We start from the raw sequence: 17,637 nt of genomic DNA, 5'->3' as shown, positions 1-17,637 counted from the left end.
GAAGCTTCCGCGATCCTTGCTCGTGCGCACTGATCGCCATCCATGAACGAAGACAGTCCCGGCCCGGCCGGCATTCCCGCACGACCGGACGGCGGTAGCGCCGCGACCTGGCTGCGCCAGTACGCGCAACGCCACGGCATCGTCCTGGATGCGGCCCAGGAGCAGGCTCTGGAGCACTTCGAGCGCCTGTACGAAGACCTGCTCGGGCTCGGGCGCATGGACTCCTGGCTGGTGCGTCTGCTCGCCCGCCGCCGTGTCGTCCGCGGGCTCTACCTGTGGGGCGGCGTGGGCCGCGGCAAGAGCTTTCTCATGGACGCCTTCTTCGATTGCGCGCCGCTGCAGGACAAGCGGCGGGCACACTTCCATCGCTTCATGCAGGACGTGCATCACCGCATGCGCGATCTGCAAGGACAGGAAGATCCGCTGATCCAGGTCGCGCGCGATCTCGCTCAAGAAGCCCGCCTGCTGTGCCTGGACGAGCTCCAGGTAACCGACATCACCGATGCGATGCTGATGCGCCGCCTGCTGGAGGGCCTGTTCGAGCAGGGTGTGGTGCTGGTGACGACCTCCAATCTGCACCCGGACGACTTGTACAAACACGGGCTGCAGCGCGAACAGTTCGTGCCGGCCATCGCGCTCATCAAACAGAACCTGGACGTGATGCACATCGATTCCGGAATCGATTACCGGCTGCGGTTGCTGGAGCAGGCCGGGGTGTACCACTGCCCGTCGGGCCCGCAGGCAGAAGCAAAGCTCGCACGCGAATTCGATTCCATTGCATCGGGTGAGACGGAAACCGGCGTCGCCCTCGACATCGAGAAGCGCACGATCCGGGCGCACCGCGTCGCCGCGGGCGTCGCCTGGTTCGAGTTCGCCGAGTTGTGCGAAGGGCCGCGCGGGCAGGCGGACTACATCGAGCTTGCGCGCCGATTCCATACCGTGTTGCTGTCGAACGTGCCGCAACTGCGCCCGTCGAAGCTCGATGCCGCGCGCCGTTTCACCTGGCTGGTGGACGAGTTCTACGACCGGCGGGTGAAGCTCGTCCTTTCCGCCGCAGCGCCCGTGAATGCGCTGTTCGCGGTCGCCGACTCGGGCGACGCGTTCCTCCGCAACCTGAATGCCTCGTTCGTCGACCGCACCGTGAGCCGGCTGATCGAGATGCAGACACACGAGTACCTCGCGCTGCCGCACCTGGGTTGAATCTGCCCTCCTGACAAGGAGGGCGGGACGCAACAGGGTTGCGGACGGGTGGTCCCGAGCGCCCCGCCGCGGCCGGATTATCATCGGCCTGTAAGCAACGACCGGAGCGATACCCATGAGTGACAAGTTCCAGGCATTGCGCGTATTCGACGAGGGCGGCAAGTCGGTCGCGCGCGTGGTCGAGACCTCGCTATCCGAGCTCGACGCGGGAGAAGTCGTGATCAAGACCGCCTGCTCCAGCGTCAACTACAAGGATGCGCTTGCCGTTACTGGCGCCGGCAAGGTGATCCGGCGTTTTCCGTGTACTGCGGGCATCGATTCCGCCGGCACCGTGGTCGAATCGAGCGATGCCCGTTTCAAGTCGGGCGACGCCGTGATCGCGACCAGCTACGATCTGGGCGTCGCCCACGACGGTGGTTTCGCGCAGTACGTGCGCGCCAAGGCGGATTGGGTCGTTCCGCTTCCCGCGGGGCTCAGCCTGTACGAATCGATGGCGCTCGGCACCGCGGGCTATACCGCGGGCCTCGCCATCGAGCTGGCCGAGAAGAACGATCTGACGCCCGCGCGCGGCAAAATCCTCGTGAACGGCGCGACCGGTGGCGTGGCGAGCCTTTGCATCGACATGCTTTCCAGGCTCGGCTACGCGGTAACGGCGCTGACCGGCAAGGCAGCCGAGGCCGCTTATCTGCAATCGCTCGGTGCAGCCGAAGTGCAAGATCGCAACACGGTCGAGCTCGGCACCCGAGCGCTGGAGAAGCCGCTCTGGGCCGGTGCCTTCGACTCGGTCGGCGGCGAGCAGCTCGGCTGGCTCACGCGCACGATGCAGCAGAACGGCGTGATTGCATCGTTCGGCAATGCCGGCGGCATCGAGCTCAAGACCACGGTGCTTCCATTCATCCTGCGCGGCGTGCGCCTGCTCGGGGTCGACAGCGGCTACACGCCCATGCCGCTGCGGCGCAAAGTTTGGGAGCGGTTGGCTACGGATCTGAGGCCGCAGCATCTGGAGACCATTGCGCACCGGATTGCGCTCGCTGATGTGCCGGCGTACTGTGGCGAGATGCTCGCGGGACGCATCCGCGGGCGCGCGGTGGTGGCGTTCGAGTAATAGTAGCGGCAGCGTTTTTCCCTCACCCCCGGCCCCTCTCCCGGAGGGAGAGGGGCGTCTTTCCGAGAAAAGAAGGGGGCCTTCCCGGAACCCGATGGAGACTTCCCAACCCGATGGAGACTTCCCAACCCGATGGAGACTTCCCGGAACCCGATGGAGACCTCCCAAAACAGAACGGAGGATTGCCTGCCTTCCCTCTCCCTCCGGGAGAGGGATCGAGGGTGAGGGAATAGCGCCTACCGCTCTTCCAGAGGGGCAGTGGAGTGCAAAGTGCGCCAATCGAGGAGGAGGAGGAGGAGACCATGGCAGAGAGCTACCGCGACTTCCATCGCCGCTCGCTCGAGGACCGTGATGGTTTCTGGCGCGAACAGGCGGCCCTGATCGAATGGCAGCGGCCGTTCGATCGGGTGCTGGACTATGGCCGGCCGCCGTTTGCACGCTGGTTCCCGGGCGGCGCGACCAATCTCTGCCACAACGCGGTCGATCGTCACTTGGCGGCGCGGGCGAACCAGCCCGCCATCATCTACATCTCGACCGAAACCGGGGCCGAGCGCACGTATACCTTCGCCGAGCTGTACGAGGAGGTGAATGCTTGTGCCGCCATGCTGCAAGCGCTGGGCGTGCGCCGGGGCGAGCGCGTGCTCATCTACATGCCGATGGTGCCCGAGGCGCTTTTCGCGATGCTCGCCACCGTGCGCATCGGGGCGATCCATTCGGTGGTCTTCGGCGGCTTCGCCTCCCACAGCCTGGCCGCGCGCATCGACGATGCGCGCCCGGCGGTGATGATCACGGCCGATGCCGGCATGCGCATGGGCAAGACCATCGCGTACAAACCGCTGGTCGACGAGGCGTTGCGACTCGCGCAACATCCGCCGGCCAAGGTGGTGATCCTGGATCGGGGATTGGATCGAAGCGGGCAGCGCATCGAGGGCCGTGACCTCGACTTCGCGACGTTGCGCGGCGCGCATGCGGGTGCACGGGTGCCGGTCGCCTGGCTCGAATCGAACGAACCTTCGTACATCCTGTACACGTCCGGCACCACCGGCACGCCCAAGGGCGTGCAGCGCGACACGGGCGGCTACGCCGTCGCGCTGGCCGCATCGATGAAGCATATCTACTGCGGCGAACCGGGCGAGACCTACTTCGCGACCTCGGATATCGGCTGGGTCGTCGGCCACTCCTATATCGTCTACGGGCCGCTCGTCGCCGGCATGGCCACGGTCGTGTACGAAGGCGTGCCGATCCGTCCGGATGCGGGCATCTGGTGGAAAATCGTCGAGCAGCACCAGGTATCGGTCATGTTCTCGGCGCCGACCGCGATCCGGGTACTGAAAAAGCACGATCCGGCGTATCTGCGCAAGCACGACTTGCGCTCGCTCAAGCACCTGTTCCTCGCTGGCGAGCCGCTCGACGAGCCGACCGCGCGCTGGATTTCGGATGCGCTCGGCCGGCCGGTGATCGACCATTACTGGCAGACCGAAACCGGCTGGGCGATTCTGTCCGCCTATCCGGGCGTGGAGCCGATGCCACTGAAGCTCGGCAGCCCCAGCTTCCCGGCCTACGGCTACGATCTGCGCCTGCTGCATGAGGTCACCGGCGCGGAGGTCGCCGACAACGAGAAGGGCGTGGTCGCGCTGGTGCCGCCGCTGCCGCCTGGCTGCCTCTCCACGGTGTGGGGGCAGGACGAGCGCTTCGTCGAGACTTACTTCAGCAGCTTTCCCGACAAGCAGGCCTACTCCACGTTCGACTGGGGGATTCGCGACCGCGACGGCTACTACTTCATCCTCGGGCGCACCGACGACGTGATCAACGTGGCCGGGCACCGGCTCGGGACGCGCGAGATCGAAGAGGCCGTGTGCGCACATGCCAACATCGCGGAAGCCGCGGTGGTCGGCGTGCAGGATGCGGTGAAAGGGCAGGTGCCGCTTGCGTTCGCAGTCGCCAAGGACGCATCGCGACTTGCCGATGAACGCGCGCGCAATACCCTGGAGCGCGAAGTGATCGAGCTCGTCGACAAGCAGATCGGTGCGATCGGACGCCCGGCGCGCGTGCACTTCGTGACGCTGCTGCCCAAGACGCGTTCGGGCAAGGTCCTGCGGCGCAGCATCCAGGCACTGGCCGAGGGCCGCGACCCCGGCGATCTGACCACGTTGGATGATTCCGCCGGCATTGATCAGATCCGCGCTGCCGTGGCCGCTACTGCCGCGGTCGCTGCTGCCTTGGGGGTCAAGTCTTGACTCTTGCAGGCTCCACCGCGATCAGTCTGGCCGCCGTGGGTCTTGCTTCTTGCAGGCCACGCCGCGATCAGCCGGTTGACCTGCCGGCAGACGGCAGCGTTGCCGTATCGGCACCAGCCCGTGCGGCGACCCGCTGATGGTGCACTGCGGCGACGAAAGTTGCCGGATCCGGTAGCGTCCGTGCGTGTTCTTCCGGTATCGTTTCCATTGGCTGGAACGATAAACTGCGTCCATGAAGGCAGCATACCCACCGCCTAAATCCACCGGATTCGCCTAGCTCATGGCAACACTGCTCTCGGTTTCCTCGCTGGTGACCCAGTTCTCCACCCGGTCCGGCATCGTGAAGGCAGTCGACGGCGTGAGTTGGGATGTCGAGGCAGGCGAGACGGTCGCCTTGGTGGGCGAGTCGGGATGCGGCAAGAGCGCCAGTGCGCTCTCGATCATGCGCCTGATCGCCGAACCGGCCGGGCGCATCGTGTCGGGCAGCGTGATGTTCAAGGGCCGCGACCTCCTCGCTCTGACCGAGGAGCAGATGCGAAAGGTGCGCGGCCGCGAGATCGGCATGATCTTCCAGGAGCCGATGACCTCGCTCAATCCCGTCCTGACCGTCGGCCGGCAACTGACCGAAGGGCTGGAGATCCACCTGGGCATGACGCCGACGGCAGCGCGTACGCGCGCAGTGGAGCTGCTCGGCCTGGTCGGCATTCCGGATGCGCAGCGGCGCCTGAGCCAGTATCCGCATCAGTTCAGCGGCGGCATGCGCCAGCGCATGATGATCGCCATGGCGCTGGCCTGCGAGCCGCCGCTGATTCTCGCGGACGAGCCCACCACGGCGCTCGACGTCACGATCCAGGCTCAGATCCTGGAGCTGATGCAGTCCCTTTCCCGCAAGCTCGGCGTCGCGATGCTGATCATCACGCACAATCTCGGCGTGGTGGCGCGCTATGCGGACCGCGTGAACGTGATGTATGCCGGCAAGATCATCGAACGCGCCAGCGCGCGCGAGCTATACGCCCATCCGCGCCATCCCTACACCGAGGGGCTGTTGCGCTCGGTGCCTCGGCTCGACGAACCGCGCCGATCGAAGCTTGCGCCGATCGAAGGCCAGCCGCCGGACCTCACGCGCCTGCCGCAGGGGTGCTCGTTCGCGCCGCGCTGCCGCTACCGCGAAGAGCGCTGCGACCAGGCCGCTCCTCCACTCGCGGCGCTGGCCGGCGAGTGGCACATGAGTGCGTGCTGGGTGGCCGAGCGCTTGGGCGAAGCGGTAGCGACATGAGCTTACCGGCTTGGCGCTTGGTCTGCCCCGACGGGTCGGAGGCGGCGACATGAGCTTACCGGGCGAGGGTAACGCGTCGGAGGCGGCGCCGTGAGCGCCGTCGCAGCAAACGCGAACGAGGCGCCCGAGGCGAGCTCGGCCGAGACGCTGCTCGAGGTCCGCAACCTCGTCATGCACTTCCGCGTCGGGCGCGGATTGTTCGGTTCGCCGGGGCTGGTTCGCGCCGTCGACGGCGTGAGCTTCAAACTCGGGCGCGGGGAAACGCTCGGGCTCGTGGGCGAATCGGGCTGCGGCAAGACCACCACCGGGCGCTGCGTGCTGCAGCTGGAAAAACCGACCGGCGGCGACGTGATCTTCGAGGGCCGCAGCCTGGTCGGCATGGAGGCGACCGAGCTGCGCAAGGTGCGCAACCGCATCCAGGTCATCTTCCAGGATCCGTACAGCTCGCTCAATCCGCGCATGACCGTGGGACAGATCATCGCCGAACCGATCGCCGTGCACGGCCTCGAGCGTGACCCGGGTGCGCGCACGGAACGGGTGCGCAGCCTCCTCGTTCGCGTCGGCCTGCTGGCGCAGCATGCGTACCGCTATCCGCACGAGCTTTCCGGCGGCCAGCGCCAGCGGGTCGGCGTGGCGCGCGCGCTGGCGATGCAGCCGAGCCTCATCATCTGCGACGAGCCGGTTTCGGCGCTCGACGTTTCGATCCAGGCGCAGATCATCAACCTGCTGGACGAGCTGCAGGCGGATTTCGGCTTGTCGTACCTGTTCGTGGCGCACGATCTGGCGGTGGTGCGGCACATTTCGGATCGCATCGCGGTGATGTACCTGGGCAAGATCGTGGAGCTCGCGAGCCGGCGCGATCTGTACGAAGCACCGGCGCATCCCTATACCCGCGCGCTGCTCTCGGCCGTGCCGATCCCCGATCCGCAGCTTGAGGCGACGCGCGAGCGCCAGGTGCTCACCGGCGAAGTGCCGAGCCCGCTCAATCCGCCGTCGGGCTGCGTATTCCATCCTCGCTGTCCGATGGCGATCGAGCGCTGCAAGCGCGAGGTGCCGCACCTGAGGACGGTCGGTTCCGCCCACGAGGCGGCCTGTCATCTGGCTTGAAACGCACGCACACACAAGACAAAGGAGGAGGCGCCGTGGCAAACGAGCGATCAGAGGGCTCGCGAATGTCGTAGCACGCGATTGCTCGGCTAGCGCGAGATCGACAGCAGCACATTCCATCAGGAGGAGGCATCAAATGCGTAATCGCATCCCAACGCTATTCATGCTGGCAATCGGCATGGTCATGGCGCTCGTCTGGCCAGCCATGGCGCAAGATAAACCGCGGTCCGGCGGCGAACTGATCTTCGCCGTTCCGTCCGAGCCACCGTCTTACGACGCCCACCAGGAAGAGACCTTCGGCGTCATCCATCCGGTCGCGCCGCACTACAACACGCTGCTGCGCACCGATCCGACCGACAAGACCGGCACCAAGCCGATCGGCGACCTGGCCGAGTCGTGGACGATATCGAGCGACCAGAAGACCTACACCTTCAAGCTGCGCCACGGCGTCAAGTTCCACGACGGCTCGGACATGACGTCGAAAGACGTGAAGGCGTCCTACGACAAGATCCTGAAACCGCCGGCCGGCGTGAAGTCGCTGCGCGCCGCGGCGTACGGCTCGGTCGAGTCGATCGAGACGCCGGACGCGCACACCATCGTGTTCAAGCTGAAGTGGCCGGAGTCGTCGTTTCTGCTGAACCTGGCTTCGCCCTGGAACTTCATCTACAAGGCCGACATCCTGTCGAAGGACCCGCACTGGTACGAAAAGAACATCATGGGTACCGGGCCGTTCGTGTTCGGCGAGCACGTCAGGGGCTCGCACTGGGTCGGCAAGAAGAACCCGAACTACTGGAACAAGGGCAAGCCCTACCTGGACAGCTACCGGGCGCTGTTCATCAAGTCGTCGTCGGCGCAAGTTGCAGCCGTGCGCGGCGAGCGCGCGCACATCCAGTTCCGTGGCTTCACGCCGGCTGATCGCGAGAGCCTGGTGAAGGCGCTCGGCGACAAGATCACGGTGCAGGAAAGCCCGTGGGACTGCGTGCTGATGGTCGCGATGCACCACGAGAAGAAGCCGTTCGACGACAAGCGGGTGCGGCGTGCGCTTTCGCTTGCGCTCGATCGCTACACCGCTTCGAAGAACCTCTCGCGGATCGCGATCGTGCAGGACGTCGCCGGCATCCAGGTGCCCGGAACGCCGTGGGCAACGCCGCCCGAGGAGCTGGAGAAGCTGGCGGGCTATGGCAGGGACATCAAGGCGGCGCGCGCCGAAGCGCGCAAGCTGCTCAAGGAAGCGGGCGTACCCGAAGGGTTCTCCTTCACCTTCAAGAACCGCGGCATACCGCAACCCTACGAGCCGCTCGGCATCTGGTTGATCGATCAATGGAAGCAGATCGGCTTGAACGTGAAGCAGGAAATCGTCGAGGCATCTGCGTACTACTCGACGCTCAAGCGGGGCGATTTCGAGACGGCGATGGACTTCCAGTGCGGGTTCATCGTCGAGCCCGACCTGGACATCGCGCGCTTCCTGGCCGCTTCGGATGCCAACTACGGCAAGCACAAAGACAAAGTGATGGACGAGCTTTACCTCAAGCAGGCCCGCGCAACCAGTCCCGAGGAGCGCAGGAAGTACCTGCGGCAGTTCGAGAAGCGCCTGCTGGACGAGGAAGTGCATTCGATCTACACGCTGCAGTGGCACCGCATCATTCCGCACAGCGCCAAGGTCAAGGGCTGGACGATCACGCCGAGCCACTATCTCAACCAGCAGCTCGATACCGTCTGGCTCGCGCAGTAACAAGCGTACGGGGCCATCGCCATGGGCGCCTACCTGATCAAGCGTTTCTTTCTGATGTTTCCGACGCTGCTCGGGGTGGCGCTGGTCACCTTTCTTCTCATCCGCGTGATCCCGGGGGACGTGGTCGAGCTGCGTTACTCGGGGGATCGCGGCTCGGTATCGCAGGAAGTGCTCGACCAGGAACGGGCCCGCATGGGCCTCGATCAGCCGGTGTGGAAGCAGCTCGCCACCTGGCTGGTCGGCTTGGCGAAGCTCGATTTCGGCACTTCGATGTGGACCGGGGCGCCGATCTGGGAAGAGATCGAGCTGCGCTTCGCGCTCTCGCTGCAGGTGGCGGTCATGGCCACCGTCATTGCGGTGCTGCTGGCGCTGCCGCTCGGCGTGCTGGCAGCGCTGAAGCAGGACACGTGGATCGACTATGCCGTTCGCATCTTCTCCATTGCCGGCCTGGCAGTGCCGTCCTTCTGGCTCGGCATCATGTTCATCCTGGTTTTGCTGGTGGTGTTCCAGTGGCTGCCGCCGATGATCTACACGCCATTCTGGGTCGACCCGTGGGCGAATCTTTCGCAGCTTATCTGGCCGGCGCTCGCCGTGGGCTATCGGTATTCCGCGGTATCGACGCGAATGACCCGCTCGGCCATGCTCGAGGTATTGCGCGAGGATTACATCCGAACGGCCAAGGCCAAAGGGTTGTGGCAAAGCCTGGTGCTGCGCCGCCATGCGCTGAAGAATGCGATGCTGCCGGTGATGACGGTGATCGGCGTCGAGTTCGCTTTCTTGATCGGCGGGCTCGTGGTCACCGAGCAAGTGTTCAACCTGAACGGGCTGGGGCTGCTGTTCGTGCAAGCCGTGGCGCACCGGGACTACACGCTGCTGCAGGCGTTGGTGATGCTCGTGGCCGGAATCTTCATCTTCATGAATTTCCTGCTCGATGTCGCGTTCGCCTGGCTCGATCCGCGGGTGCGTTATGACTAGGCAATGCTTCTGTACGGAGAAGACTCGCCCATCCGGCAACCTGCCCGCTGCGGCGGGCAGCACGACGCTCCCCTCTCCCTCTGGGAGAGGGGCTGGGGGTGAGGGAAAAAGAGCCTCTGCAGGAGTGAATGACCGATGAGCGAGCTCACCGCAAGTCTGGACGTCCCCTCTCGAGGCAGCCGGTTCCTCGCCGCCTGCGGCGATTTCATCCGGCGCCGGCCGCTCGGTGCGATCGGCGCCGGAGTCATCCTGCTGATGTTCGCTGCGGCCTTGGCCGCGCCCGTGATCGCACCCTACGACCCGATACAGGTCGACTTCGCGGCGATGCTGTCACCGCCCTCGGCCGAGCATTGGCTCGGCACCGATGCGTTCGGGCGCGACGTGCTGTCGCGGCTGATCTACGGCTCGCAGACGGCGCTCATGGTGGGCTTCGGCGCCTCGCTTTTGGGCGCGACCATCGGCGCCTTGATCGGCGTGGCCAGCGCGTACTTCGGCGGCCGCATCGATCTGATCCTGCAGCGGTTCATGGACGTGCTGTTGTCTTTTCCGTTGATCATCCTGGCGCTGGCGCTGGTGGCGATCCTGGGCAACTCGATCCCGAACCTGATCATTGCGATCATGATTCCCATGGTGCCGCGCTGCGCCCTGGTGATCCGTTCCTCGGCGCTATCGATCCGCGAGATGCCCTATATCGACGCCGCGCGAGCGGCGGGGTTCCGGCACTCGCGCATCATCCTGCGCCACATGCTGCCGAACGTGATGGCCACGTACCTTGTGATGCTGACCGCATTTCTGGGCCAGGCCATCCTGCTCGAAGCCTCCCTCTCGTTCCTGGGGCTCGGCGTGCAGGAGCCTCTGCCGGCGTGGGGCTTGATGCTGCGCGGAGCGGCGGTGGAATTTGCCGAGACGGCGCCGTGGATGGCCATCTTCCCGGGGGTGGCAATCAGTCTCGCCGTGTTCGCTTTCAACCTGTTCGGGGACTCGCTGCGCGACGCGCTCGATCCGCGTCTGCGCACGCAATAAGCCCGTGGGGGTCGCGGCGTGCCCGGCCAAGCGCGAGTCCTATAATCGATCGCCATGAGCTTCGCATGGTGGCATTTCCAGCGCGCGCGCTGGCTTACGACGTTCAATCGCCTCGAGCAGGCGGCCGCTGCGTTGAAGCAGGTGCTGGTTCTCGACCCGGCTTACCCGCGCGCGTTGGCGAGCCTCGGCTACACCTATGCGACCCTCGGCCGCTCGGCGCTTGCCGTCGAACAGTTCCGAGCGGCGCTGTGTGTCCATCCCGACGATGCCACAGTCTTGTTCGACCTCGGTTTCGTCTATCAACAGATCCAGCAGCATGAACCAGCGCTGGAATCGTTCCAGAACGCCGTGCGCGTAAACCCGAGGCTCGATCGCGCCTGGTACGGCATGGGGTTGAGCCTGCGCGCGTTGGGCCGCAACGAAGAGGCGCTGAATGCCTTCGAACGTGCCGCCGCGCTGCAGCCGATGAACGGCTTCGCCTTCTACGAAATCGGCATGACGCAGCACGTGCTCGGGCGCAAGGACAAGGTGGACGAGGTGTTGAGCCATCTGGCATCGTTCGATCCGAAGCTTGCGAACAAGCTCGCGCACGATGCCGGCTTGGCGCAACCGCTGCCCGGCCCGGCACGATAGCGACATCCGGCCTCTCGCGCGAAACGATTGTCGGTACAATGACTCGATGCCTCTGAAGGAGAGCCCACATGCCGGACGTTGCGAACCGCCTGACCGTGAAGCCGCTGCACCCCGTGTTCGTCGCCGAGATTACCGGGATCGACCTGACCCAACCCGTATCCCGTGATGACCTGCAAGTCATCTGGGACGCGTTCAACGAGCACCAGATCCTCGTCTTTCGCGACCAGCGCTTCGACGACGAAGCGCAGATGCGCTTCAGCCGCTACTTCGGCACGCTCGAGATGATGGAGGCGCACCCGGCGAACAACTACAACCCCGGTCACATCTCCGTGATGACCAATCTCGACGCGGACGGCAACCTGATGCCCCTCGACCACCCGGTCATGGTGCACCGGGAGCGCAATGAAGCTTGGCACACCGACAGTTCCTTCAAGCCCATCGGTGCGCTTTGTTCGATGCTGCATGCCCGGATCGTTCCGCCGATCGGCGGCAATACGGAATTCGCCAGCGCGCGCGCGGCCTATGCGGCGCTTGCGCCCGAGCGCAAGGCAGCGGTGGCGGAGTTGAAGGCGATTCATCGCGTGACCGCCCCCGACGAGCCGCACGACACCAAGGCTTACCTGGATGAGGCGAAGAAGCGCCTCACGGTGATTCACCCGGTGGTGCGGACCAACCCCGCCAACGGGAAAAAGAACCTGTACGTCGGCGCGCACGCGCAGGAAATCCTCGGCATGCCGCCGCAGGAGGGCAGGGTGCTGCTGGAAGAGCTGACGGCATTCACTACCCAGGCACAATTCGTCTACAGCCACCCGTGGCGCGTCCACGACCTGGTGATCTGGGACAACCGCTGCGCCCTGCACCGGGCGACGACGTTCGAAAAGAACAAGTACCGCCGCAAGCTGCACCGGACGACCGTAGCCGGAACGATGCCGGAGAGCGTTCTCGCGCGAGTGCCGGAAACCATGCGCTGACGGCGCGCGTCGCTCGGGGCGTTCGCCTGTTCGAGGTGTTCGCTTTTGGTGCGACGATCGCCTTCGAGCGTCTGGCTCAGGTGCCGGAATAGTGGCGCCACTTGCGTAGCACCCGGATCACCTTGCGCACCGCGTCGCAAGGTGGCGGCTCGTTGTCGAGCTCGCGCAGGGCCGCACGCAGATAGTAGGTCGGATGCCAGCCGCGAATCTTCTGCAAGGCTTCGATCGCTTCCTTGCAGCGCTTGTCGTTGCTGCCGTCGCCGATGTGACTTTCGAGCAGATCCGCCACGTCGGCGAGTGAGCGGGGTGGGCCGGAAAGCTTGTCGAGGACGGGGTTCACGGCTGAATTCTATCCGTGCCGGCATTCGGTCTGCCGGTAAAATCGTGGTTCAGACTGGATATGGGGGTTTGCCATGGGCATGAGCCTTGTTCTTCTTGTGGCGCTGGGAGGGGCAGGGTTCTTCCTGGCGAAGAAATTCGGATTGCTGGGCCTTGTTCTGACACTCGGCAATCGGGGTCGAAGCCGGTTTCGCCGTTCTGAATCGGACGGCAAGACAATTTTCAATGTCACCCCGGCGAGACCTTCGCTTGCGGCACTGGCCGCGATTGCGGTTGGTGTGGTCATGCTCATGAACGTGGAGACTCTCGGAATCTTCGCCTACTTCGGCCTGATCCCGATGATCATGGGATTGCTCGCCTTCCCAATCGGGGCACGTTATCGGCAATCGGCCACGATCACCATATCGGACGGCGCGATCCAGAGCGGCGACAAGTCTTGGCCGATCGGAGAGGTTGCAGACTTCAACGTCCGGCGGGGGAGCCGGATCAATGCCGACGAGCCTGCATCAGTTATTCATCGAACGCCGGACGGCGGGCTGATCTATGGCAGTAAGTCCACCTCGGCCATGTTCTCGCGCGTGCTGAACAGGCGCATGATCGAACGGTCCTACCTTGTCAGCCTGCGCACACGCGCGGGAAGCGATGAAACTGTCTTGAGCGGTGGCCTCACACTCGATTGTGCTGAGTCGCTACAGCGCGATCTTCGTGACGCAATCTCGCTAGAAGCTAAGGCTTCAATGGGGAGTGTGGCATAAAAGGCTTTTCCGTCTCCCGGATCACGGCAATGCTGCTGACGACAAGCGCCGGCGGTGCGACGGCGCAGCCAAGTACATTCCCTGTCATCCAGACAGAAACTGCGTTCCTTGATGCCTGTGAGCAGGAATGGGTGCAGCGCGAGCCCGCCGCCGCTTCCTGGGCGCGGCGTTCATGTCAGGTCAAATGGCGTGGGCTGTGGCGGCGGGGCCGATGGCAGACGCTTTACTGACTCTGAGCGTCGCCGATGGCGATCAACCGCGCCCGCAAGAGCAGGCGCGGGTTCTTGTTTCAAGGATGGCCATGCCTGCTGGTGTTGAAGTTTCCCTGAACGCAACGGGCATCCGTTTTGACTGGCAAGAGCCAAGGCTCGGAAGGCCGATACAACGTTACAGGCGTATAGGAATTTCAAACCACCCTTTTCGCTAACCGCCACTGTATCGCCAGCCCTGCAAGCGGTCAATCGCAAGGGGATCGCTGAAAATTGCGGTCTCTCGATGACTATTTGAACGCGACATCGCCCCGAGTTGCATCATTTCGACGCAATTTTAGCGCTGCGCACGAGCGTGGGCCGAGCAGGATCGTCGGCCCTGTTGAAACTCCTTGTTGCTTTGCGATTCAGGCCGCCCGGAACAGCGCCAACGGCCGCGCCGGGCAGCGCGGGGGCGCACGCGTAGCCTTGCCCAGATGCGTGAGGATCCTCACGATCACGGCGGACTTCTCGATGGCGGCGATGATCTTCAGTGCTCCGTCACAGTGCGGGCAGTGTTCGACATCAATTTCGAAGACGCGCTTGAGTAGCCGCGCCCAGCTCATACGCGCCGCTCGCCGGGGGCGCACCTCGGCGGGTTCGCTGCGTTTCTCGACCGTGCCCGGCACGACCGCAGCACGCAGTTTGGCGTGGGGGGCGAGCACGCCGCTCGTTGTCGAGCTCGCGCAGGGCCGCGCGCAGATAGTAGGTCGGACGCCAGCCGCGAATCTTCTGCAAGGCTTCGATCGCTTCCTTCCAGCGCTTGTCGTTGCTGCCGTCGCCGATGTGACTTTCGAGCAGATCCGCCCCGTCGGCAAGCGAGCGGGGTGGGCTAGTGAGCTGGTCGAGCACTGGATTCATAGGCCGATTCTACGGCGCACGCGGCCGTGCATCGGGCTGGCGTGCTCGGTTTCCTGCTTGTTTCTACTAGGTGGGGGTTTGTCCCAGCGGTATAGTCGCCACGAGCAGTTCCGTGGTCACGGAGGATTCTATGTTCCGAGCTTTCCTTACCGTGCTCTTCCTTGCCGGCTGCGTGCAACTGCCGCCGACCCCGCAGGACCTGCAGGCGAAGCGGTTCGAGCCGGTGCCCGGCCAATCGGTGATCTACGTCGTTCGCACCCCGCTCGATTCGAGCGAGCCGCAAACCCTGATGTTGAACCAGCGTGCCACCATCGCGACGCTGCCAGGAAGTTATTTTCGCTGGGAGGTGCCGCCGGGTCGCCACCACATCGAGGCGTTCGGTTTCGGCAGCGAGTCCTTGACGCTGATCACCGAGCCGGGCGGCATCTATTTTCTGGAGCACACCGTGATCGGCGATCCGGAGGACGGCGGAGTGCAGTTGACCTCGCTCCGGCGGGTGGACGATCGGTACGGGCGCGGGCTGGTCGCGCGCTCTCAGCTCGTGCGGTAGCTGAGCACCAATTTTACGGTGCTCCCGGATATCAAGAAGGTGAATTGCGATCCCATCAAGGACTTCGTGCCCGTATCGCTCATGGCGAAATCGATGAACATTCTCCTTGTGCATCCCTCCGTGCCGGTGAAATCGGCGAAGGAGTTGATCGCACTGGCAAAGGCAAGTCCGGGCAAGCTCAACTACGGGACCAGTATCGCGACGTCGGTACATCTCGCGGCCGAGTTGTTCAAGGCAAAGGCCGGAGTGAATATCGTGCTTGTACCGTACAAAGGCATGGGACCGGCCCTGGTGGATCTCATCGCAGGCAACGTGGATATCGCGTTCAGCAACCCCGCCGCGTCCTATGCTTACGTAAGATCGGGTCGGTTGCGCGCCCTGGCCGTGACGGGTGAGAAGCGCTCCGTCATGCTGCCGGACGTGCCGACGATGGCCGAGTCGGCGATCCCCGGATTCGAGGCGAGCACTTGGTGGGGGATACTGGCTCCCGCCGGCACGCCGGCGGTCGTCGTCTCGGAGGTCAATGGGAAACTCGCGCGTGCACTGACGCAGCGCGAAGTGACGGACCGCATCGCCGCCCTCGGCGCGGACTTGGTCGGAGGGCCGCCGGAGAGACTTGCCCAGCACTTGGACGCCGAAATTTCAAAGTGGCGCGAGGTCGTTCGCGTGGCGAACATCCGGCTCTAACCGGCCACCGCGGAATGGATCGAAACAATGCGCATGAAGCCCATTCGCTCATCGAGGCTCGTGCGGCCGCCTAAGGGAGATTCGTTTCCATCCTGACTGCCGGCGAGCTGCAGTCGAAAACTGGGTACACATCTCCCACAATGGAGCGCGCGATGAACAGTGGAAATCTAGGTGCTTGCAACATAGAAGATCTTCGCCGAATGGCAAGGAAGCGCTTGCCTCGCGGCATATTCGAATATATCGACGGCGCCGCGGAGGATGGAATAGCCCTACGGCATAACCGTGAGGTCTATCAGTCACTCAAGATCAAGAATCGCGTTCTGATCAACGTCTCCAAGCGTTCGACTGCGACCGAGATCTTCGGCAAGAAAATCGCCATGCCCTACGGGATCTCGCCAACGGCATCGGCGGGCCTGACAAGCGAACGCGGCGAAATAGCTTTGGCCAAAGCGGCAGCGAAGATGGGCGTTCCGTGCACAGCGGCAACCAGTGCGCTGACCCCGATGGAGGAGATATACGAGGCTGCCGGAGGCAATCTGTGGTTCCAGCTCTATATGTGGGTGGATGTCAATCTCAGAATGGCTTTCGTCGAGCGTGTGAAGTCCGTTGGATACGAGACCCTCCTTGTCACCGTCGACGGCTCGGTCGGCGCCAATCGCGAGCACGACCGCAGGAACGGCTTCTCCATGCCGCTCAGGTATTCGCCAAAGCTGATTGCGCAGGTTCTCGGTAAACCCGGCTGGTGCTTGCGCGTTCTCGTTCCCCAGTACATTGAGCGTGGCGCGTTCAGGAAAGCGAACTATCCTCCGGAGCTCGCAAGCAAGCTCACGGACAAGTTGACCGACCACGAGCACACCAAACCCGATACCCAGTGCTGGGACGACATCAAGCGTATCCGCGACATCTGGCCGGGCAACATGCTGGTGAAAGGGCTACAGAGCGTCGAGGACGCCGTGCTCGCCGTCAAGTACGGTATGGACGGTGTGGTCTTGTCGAACCATGGCGGCCGCTATCTCGATTGCGCGCCGGCGCCGCTGCAATTGGTGCCGGAGGTCCGTAGAGCAGTTGGGGACCGCCTCAAGATCATCATCGACAGCGGCGCAAGGCGCGGTTCGGACATCGTCAAGGCCATCGCCGTCGGGGCAGACATGGTCATGTCCGGAAGGCCGACACTCTACGGCTCTGCCGCTGCTGGCGAAGCCGGTGCCTACCGTGCGCTCGAGATTTTCCAGACTGAGATGGACCGCATCATGGCGCAGCTCGGGCTCAACAGCGTCGATGAAATCAGCCCACACATATTCTGGGATCCGCCCGACTGGGTTCCCAAACCTAGACCTGCCCGAGTACTCGAGGAAATAAACTCTCGAGCTTCGGGGGGCTGAACCTGAGCATGCGGACATGGTTTATAAGTCGAACGACCGGAATTTTGAAGAAGATGCATGTCCTAAGTCTCGGTTTAAGAGCGAGCTGTAGCATATGCTACAGTCATAACTATTTCGTTGACACAGGCAACCAGCGTGCCCGACAATTCGCTTGCGCTCACCCATGTGAGTGCGGCGAAACGAGGTGCTGAACACACCTCGCCCGCCTGACCAAACCGTTATGGAGGTAACGAGAATGGCTACCGCGAAGTCTACAGCACCCAAGTCGACGAACAAACGCAGCAACGCCACCCACGCACGCGCGAAGCTAACCGACCACGAGGTGGCGCTGATGGCCGAGTTCTTCGAGAACCGCGCGGTCGAGGGCATGACGTCGAAACAAGCGGCCGACGCATTCGTAGGAATGTTGAATCGGCGCCGCTGACCGCTCGAACCTGCTCACCAATGGCGGAGAGAGTGGGATTCGAACCCACGATACGTTTTCACGTATACACGCTCTCCAGGCGTGCGCCTTCGACCGCTCGGCCATCTCTCCGGAGCGGGGAATTCTAGCAGA

15 protein-coding genes, 1 tRNA gene and 1 pseudogene are annotated in these 17,637 nt (G+C 63.9%); 14 read left to right on the top strand and 3 right to left on the bottom strand.

Annotation, left to right across the window (positions count from 1 at the left end; genetic code table 11):
* Window positions 1–42: 42 nt before the first annotated feature.
* From zapE to GEV05_00820, 9 genes and pseudogenes are all read left to right on the top strand, one after another.
* Window positions 43–1,200 (top strand): cell division protein ZapE, encoded by a 1,158-nt coding sequence (gene zapE, locus GEV05_00860; protein ID MPZ41953.1) that lies wholly within the window; start codon window positions 43–45, stop codon window positions 1,198–1,200.
* 115 nt (window positions 1,201–1,315) lie between these two features.
* The gene (locus tag GEV05_00855) at window positions 1,316–2,305 is read left to right on the top strand and encodes an acryloyl-CoA reductase (GenBank protein ID MPZ41952.1); all 990 of its coding nucleotides are present in this window, start codon (window positions 1,316–1,318) and stop codon (window positions 2,303–2,305) included.
* Window positions 2,306–2,607: 302 nt separating this feature from the next.
* Window positions 2,608–4,542: a propionate--CoA ligase gene (locus GEV05_00850; protein ID MPZ41951.1), complete on the top strand. Its 1,935-nt coding sequence runs from the start codon at window positions 2,608–2,610 to the stop codon at window positions 4,540–4,542.
* Between the two features lie 280 nt (window positions 4,543–4,822).
* Window positions 4,823–6,925 (top strand): annotated as a pseudogene (locus GEV05_00845) (dipeptide ABC transporter ATP-binding protein).
* A 184-nt stretch (window positions 6,926–7,109) separates the two neighbouring features.
* Window positions 7,110–8,657, top strand: a complete 1,548-nt coding sequence (locus GEV05_00840) for an ABC transporter substrate-binding protein (protein MPZ41950.1) — start codon at window positions 7,110–7,112, stop codon at window positions 8,655–8,657.
* Window positions 8,658–8,678: 21 nt separating this feature from the next.
* The gene (locus tag GEV05_00835; protein ID MPZ41949.1) at window positions 8,679–9,632 is read left to right on the top strand and encodes an ABC transporter permease subunit; all 954 of its coding nucleotides are present in this window, start codon (window positions 8,679–8,681) and stop codon (window positions 9,630–9,632) included.
* 135 nt (window positions 9,633–9,767) lie between these two features.
* Complete coding sequence (locus tag GEV05_00830) at window positions 9,768–10,655, top strand: ABC transporter permease subunit (GenBank protein ID MPZ41948.1); 888 nt, start codon at window positions 9,768–9,770, stop codon at window positions 10,653–10,655.
* A 54-nt stretch (window positions 10,656–10,709) separates the two neighbouring features.
* Complete coding sequence (locus tag GEV05_00825) at window positions 10,710–11,288, top strand: tetratricopeptide repeat protein (protein MPZ41947.1); 579 nt, start codon at window positions 10,710–10,712, stop codon at window positions 11,286–11,288.
* A gap of 68 nt (window positions 11,289–11,356) precedes the next feature.
* Window positions 11,357–12,259: a TauD/TfdA family dioxygenase gene (locus GEV05_00820; GenBank protein MPZ41946.1), complete on the top strand. Its 903-nt coding sequence runs from the start codon at window positions 11,357–11,359 to the stop codon at window positions 12,257–12,259.
* Window positions 12,260–12,335: 76 nt separating this feature from the next.
* On the opposite strand, the gene GEV05_00815 is transcribed toward GEV05_00820, so the two are convergent.
* Window positions 12,336–12,599 (bottom strand): hypothetical protein, encoded by a 264-nt coding sequence (locus GEV05_00815; protein MPZ41945.1) that lies wholly within the window; start codon window positions 12,597–12,599, stop codon window positions 12,336–12,338.
* A gap of 73 nt (window positions 12,600–12,672) precedes the next feature.
* On the opposite strand from GEV05_00815, the gene GEV05_00810 reads away from it, so the two are divergent.
* Window positions 12,673–13,353: a hypothetical protein gene (locus GEV05_00810; GenBank protein MPZ41944.1), complete on the top strand. Its 681-nt coding sequence runs from the start codon at window positions 12,673–12,675 to the stop codon at window positions 13,351–13,353.
* A gap of 616 nt (window positions 13,354–13,969) precedes the next feature.
* On the opposite strand, the gene GEV05_00805 is transcribed toward GEV05_00810, so the two are convergent.
* Entirely contained in the window at window positions 13,970–14,266 is a 297-nt protein-coding gene (locus GEV05_00805; protein MPZ41943.1) for a hypothetical protein, read from the bottom strand.
* 326 nt (window positions 14,267–14,592) lie between these two features.
* Here GEV05_00805 and GEV05_00800 point away from each other — a divergent pair, with 326 nt between their 5' ends.
* The 4 genes from GEV05_00800 to GEV05_00785 all read left to right on the top strand — a co-directional run bounded on the left by GEV05_00800 (window position 14,593) and on the right by GEV05_00785 (window position 17,505).
* Window positions 14,593–15,012, top strand: a complete 420-nt coding sequence (locus GEV05_00800; protein MPZ41942.1) for a DUF2846 domain-containing protein — start codon at window positions 14,593–14,595, stop codon at window positions 15,010–15,012.
* Window positions 15,013–15,699 (top strand): tripartite tricarboxylate transporter substrate binding protein, encoded by a 687-nt coding sequence (locus tag GEV05_00795; GenBank protein ID MPZ41941.1) that lies wholly within the window; start codon window positions 15,013–15,015, stop codon window positions 15,697–15,699. It begins immediately after the preceding gene.
* Between the two features lie 140 nt (window positions 15,700–15,839).
* Window positions 15,840–17,081, top strand: a complete 1,242-nt coding sequence (locus GEV05_00790; GenBank protein MPZ41940.1) for an alpha-hydroxy-acid oxidizing protein — start codon at window positions 15,840–15,842, stop codon at window positions 17,079–17,081.
* A 235-nt stretch (window positions 17,082–17,316) separates the two neighbouring features.
* Window positions 17,317–17,505 carry a hypothetical protein gene (locus GEV05_00785; GenBank protein ID MPZ41939.1) on the top strand — a complete coding sequence of 63 codons (189 nt, stop codon included), beginning with the start codon at window positions 17,317–17,319 and terminating at the stop codon, window positions 17,503–17,505.
* 21 nt (window positions 17,506–17,526) lie between these two features.
* Here the strand turns inward: GEV05_00785 and GEV05_00780 are convergent.
* A tRNA-Ser gene (locus GEV05_00780) sits at window positions 17,527–17,616 on the bottom strand.
* Window positions 17,617–17,637: the final 21 nt, after the last annotated feature.

The organism is Betaproteobacteria bacterium, assembly GCA_009377585.1.
Lineage (GTDB): Bacteria > Pseudomonadota > Gammaproteobacteria > Burkholderiales > WYBJ01 > WYBJ01.
This window is presented reverse-complemented; position numbering and strand designations above follow the sequence as displayed.

What these genes read in the sequence shown, in the direction of transcription:
- zapE (MPZ41953.1), top strand. Translation starts at nt 43, where the DNA reads ATGAACGAAGACAGTCCCGGCCCGGCCGGCATTCCCGCACGACCGGAC.
- GEV05_00855 (MPZ41952.1), top strand. Translation starts at nt 1,316, where the DNA reads ATGAGTGACAAGTTCCAGGCATTGCGCGTATTCGACGAGGGCGGCAAG.
- GEV05_00850 (MPZ41951.1), top strand. Translation starts at nt 2,608, where the DNA reads ATGGCAGAGAGCTACCGCGACTTCCATCGCCGCTCGCTCGAGGACCGT.
- GEV05_00840 (MPZ41950.1), top strand. Translation starts at nt 7,110, where the DNA reads ATGGCGCTCGTCTGGCCAGCCATGGCGCAAGATAAACCGCGGTCCGGC.
- GEV05_00835 (MPZ41949.1), top strand. Translation starts at nt 8,679, where the DNA reads ATGGGCGCCTACCTGATCAAGCGTTTCTTTCTGATGTTTCCGACGCTG.
- GEV05_00830 (MPZ41948.1), top strand. Translation starts at nt 9,768, where the DNA reads ATGAGCGAGCTCACCGCAAGTCTGGACGTCCCCTCTCGAGGCAGCCGG.
- GEV05_00825 (MPZ41947.1), top strand. Translation starts at nt 10,710, where the DNA reads ATGAGCTTCGCATGGTGGCATTTCCAGCGCGCGCGCTGGCTTACGACG.
- GEV05_00820 (MPZ41946.1), top strand. Translation starts at nt 11,357, where the DNA reads ATGCCGGACGTTGCGAACCGCCTGACCGTGAAGCCGCTGCACCCCGTG.
- GEV05_00810 (MPZ41944.1), top strand. Translation starts at nt 12,673, where the DNA reads ATGGGCATGAGCCTTGTTCTTCTTGTGGCGCTGGGAGGGGCAGGGTTC.
- GEV05_00800 (MPZ41942.1), top strand. Translation starts at nt 14,593, where the DNA reads ATGTTCCGAGCTTTCCTTACCGTGCTCTTCCTTGCCGGCTGCGTGCAA.
- GEV05_00790 (MPZ41940.1), top strand. Translation starts at nt 15,840, where the DNA reads ATGGAGCGCGCGATGAACAGTGGAAATCTAGGTGCTTGCAACATAGAA.
- GEV05_00785 (MPZ41939.1), top strand. Translation starts at nt 17,317, where the DNA reads ATGGCTACCGCGAAGTCTACAGCACCCAAGTCGACGAACAAACGCAGC.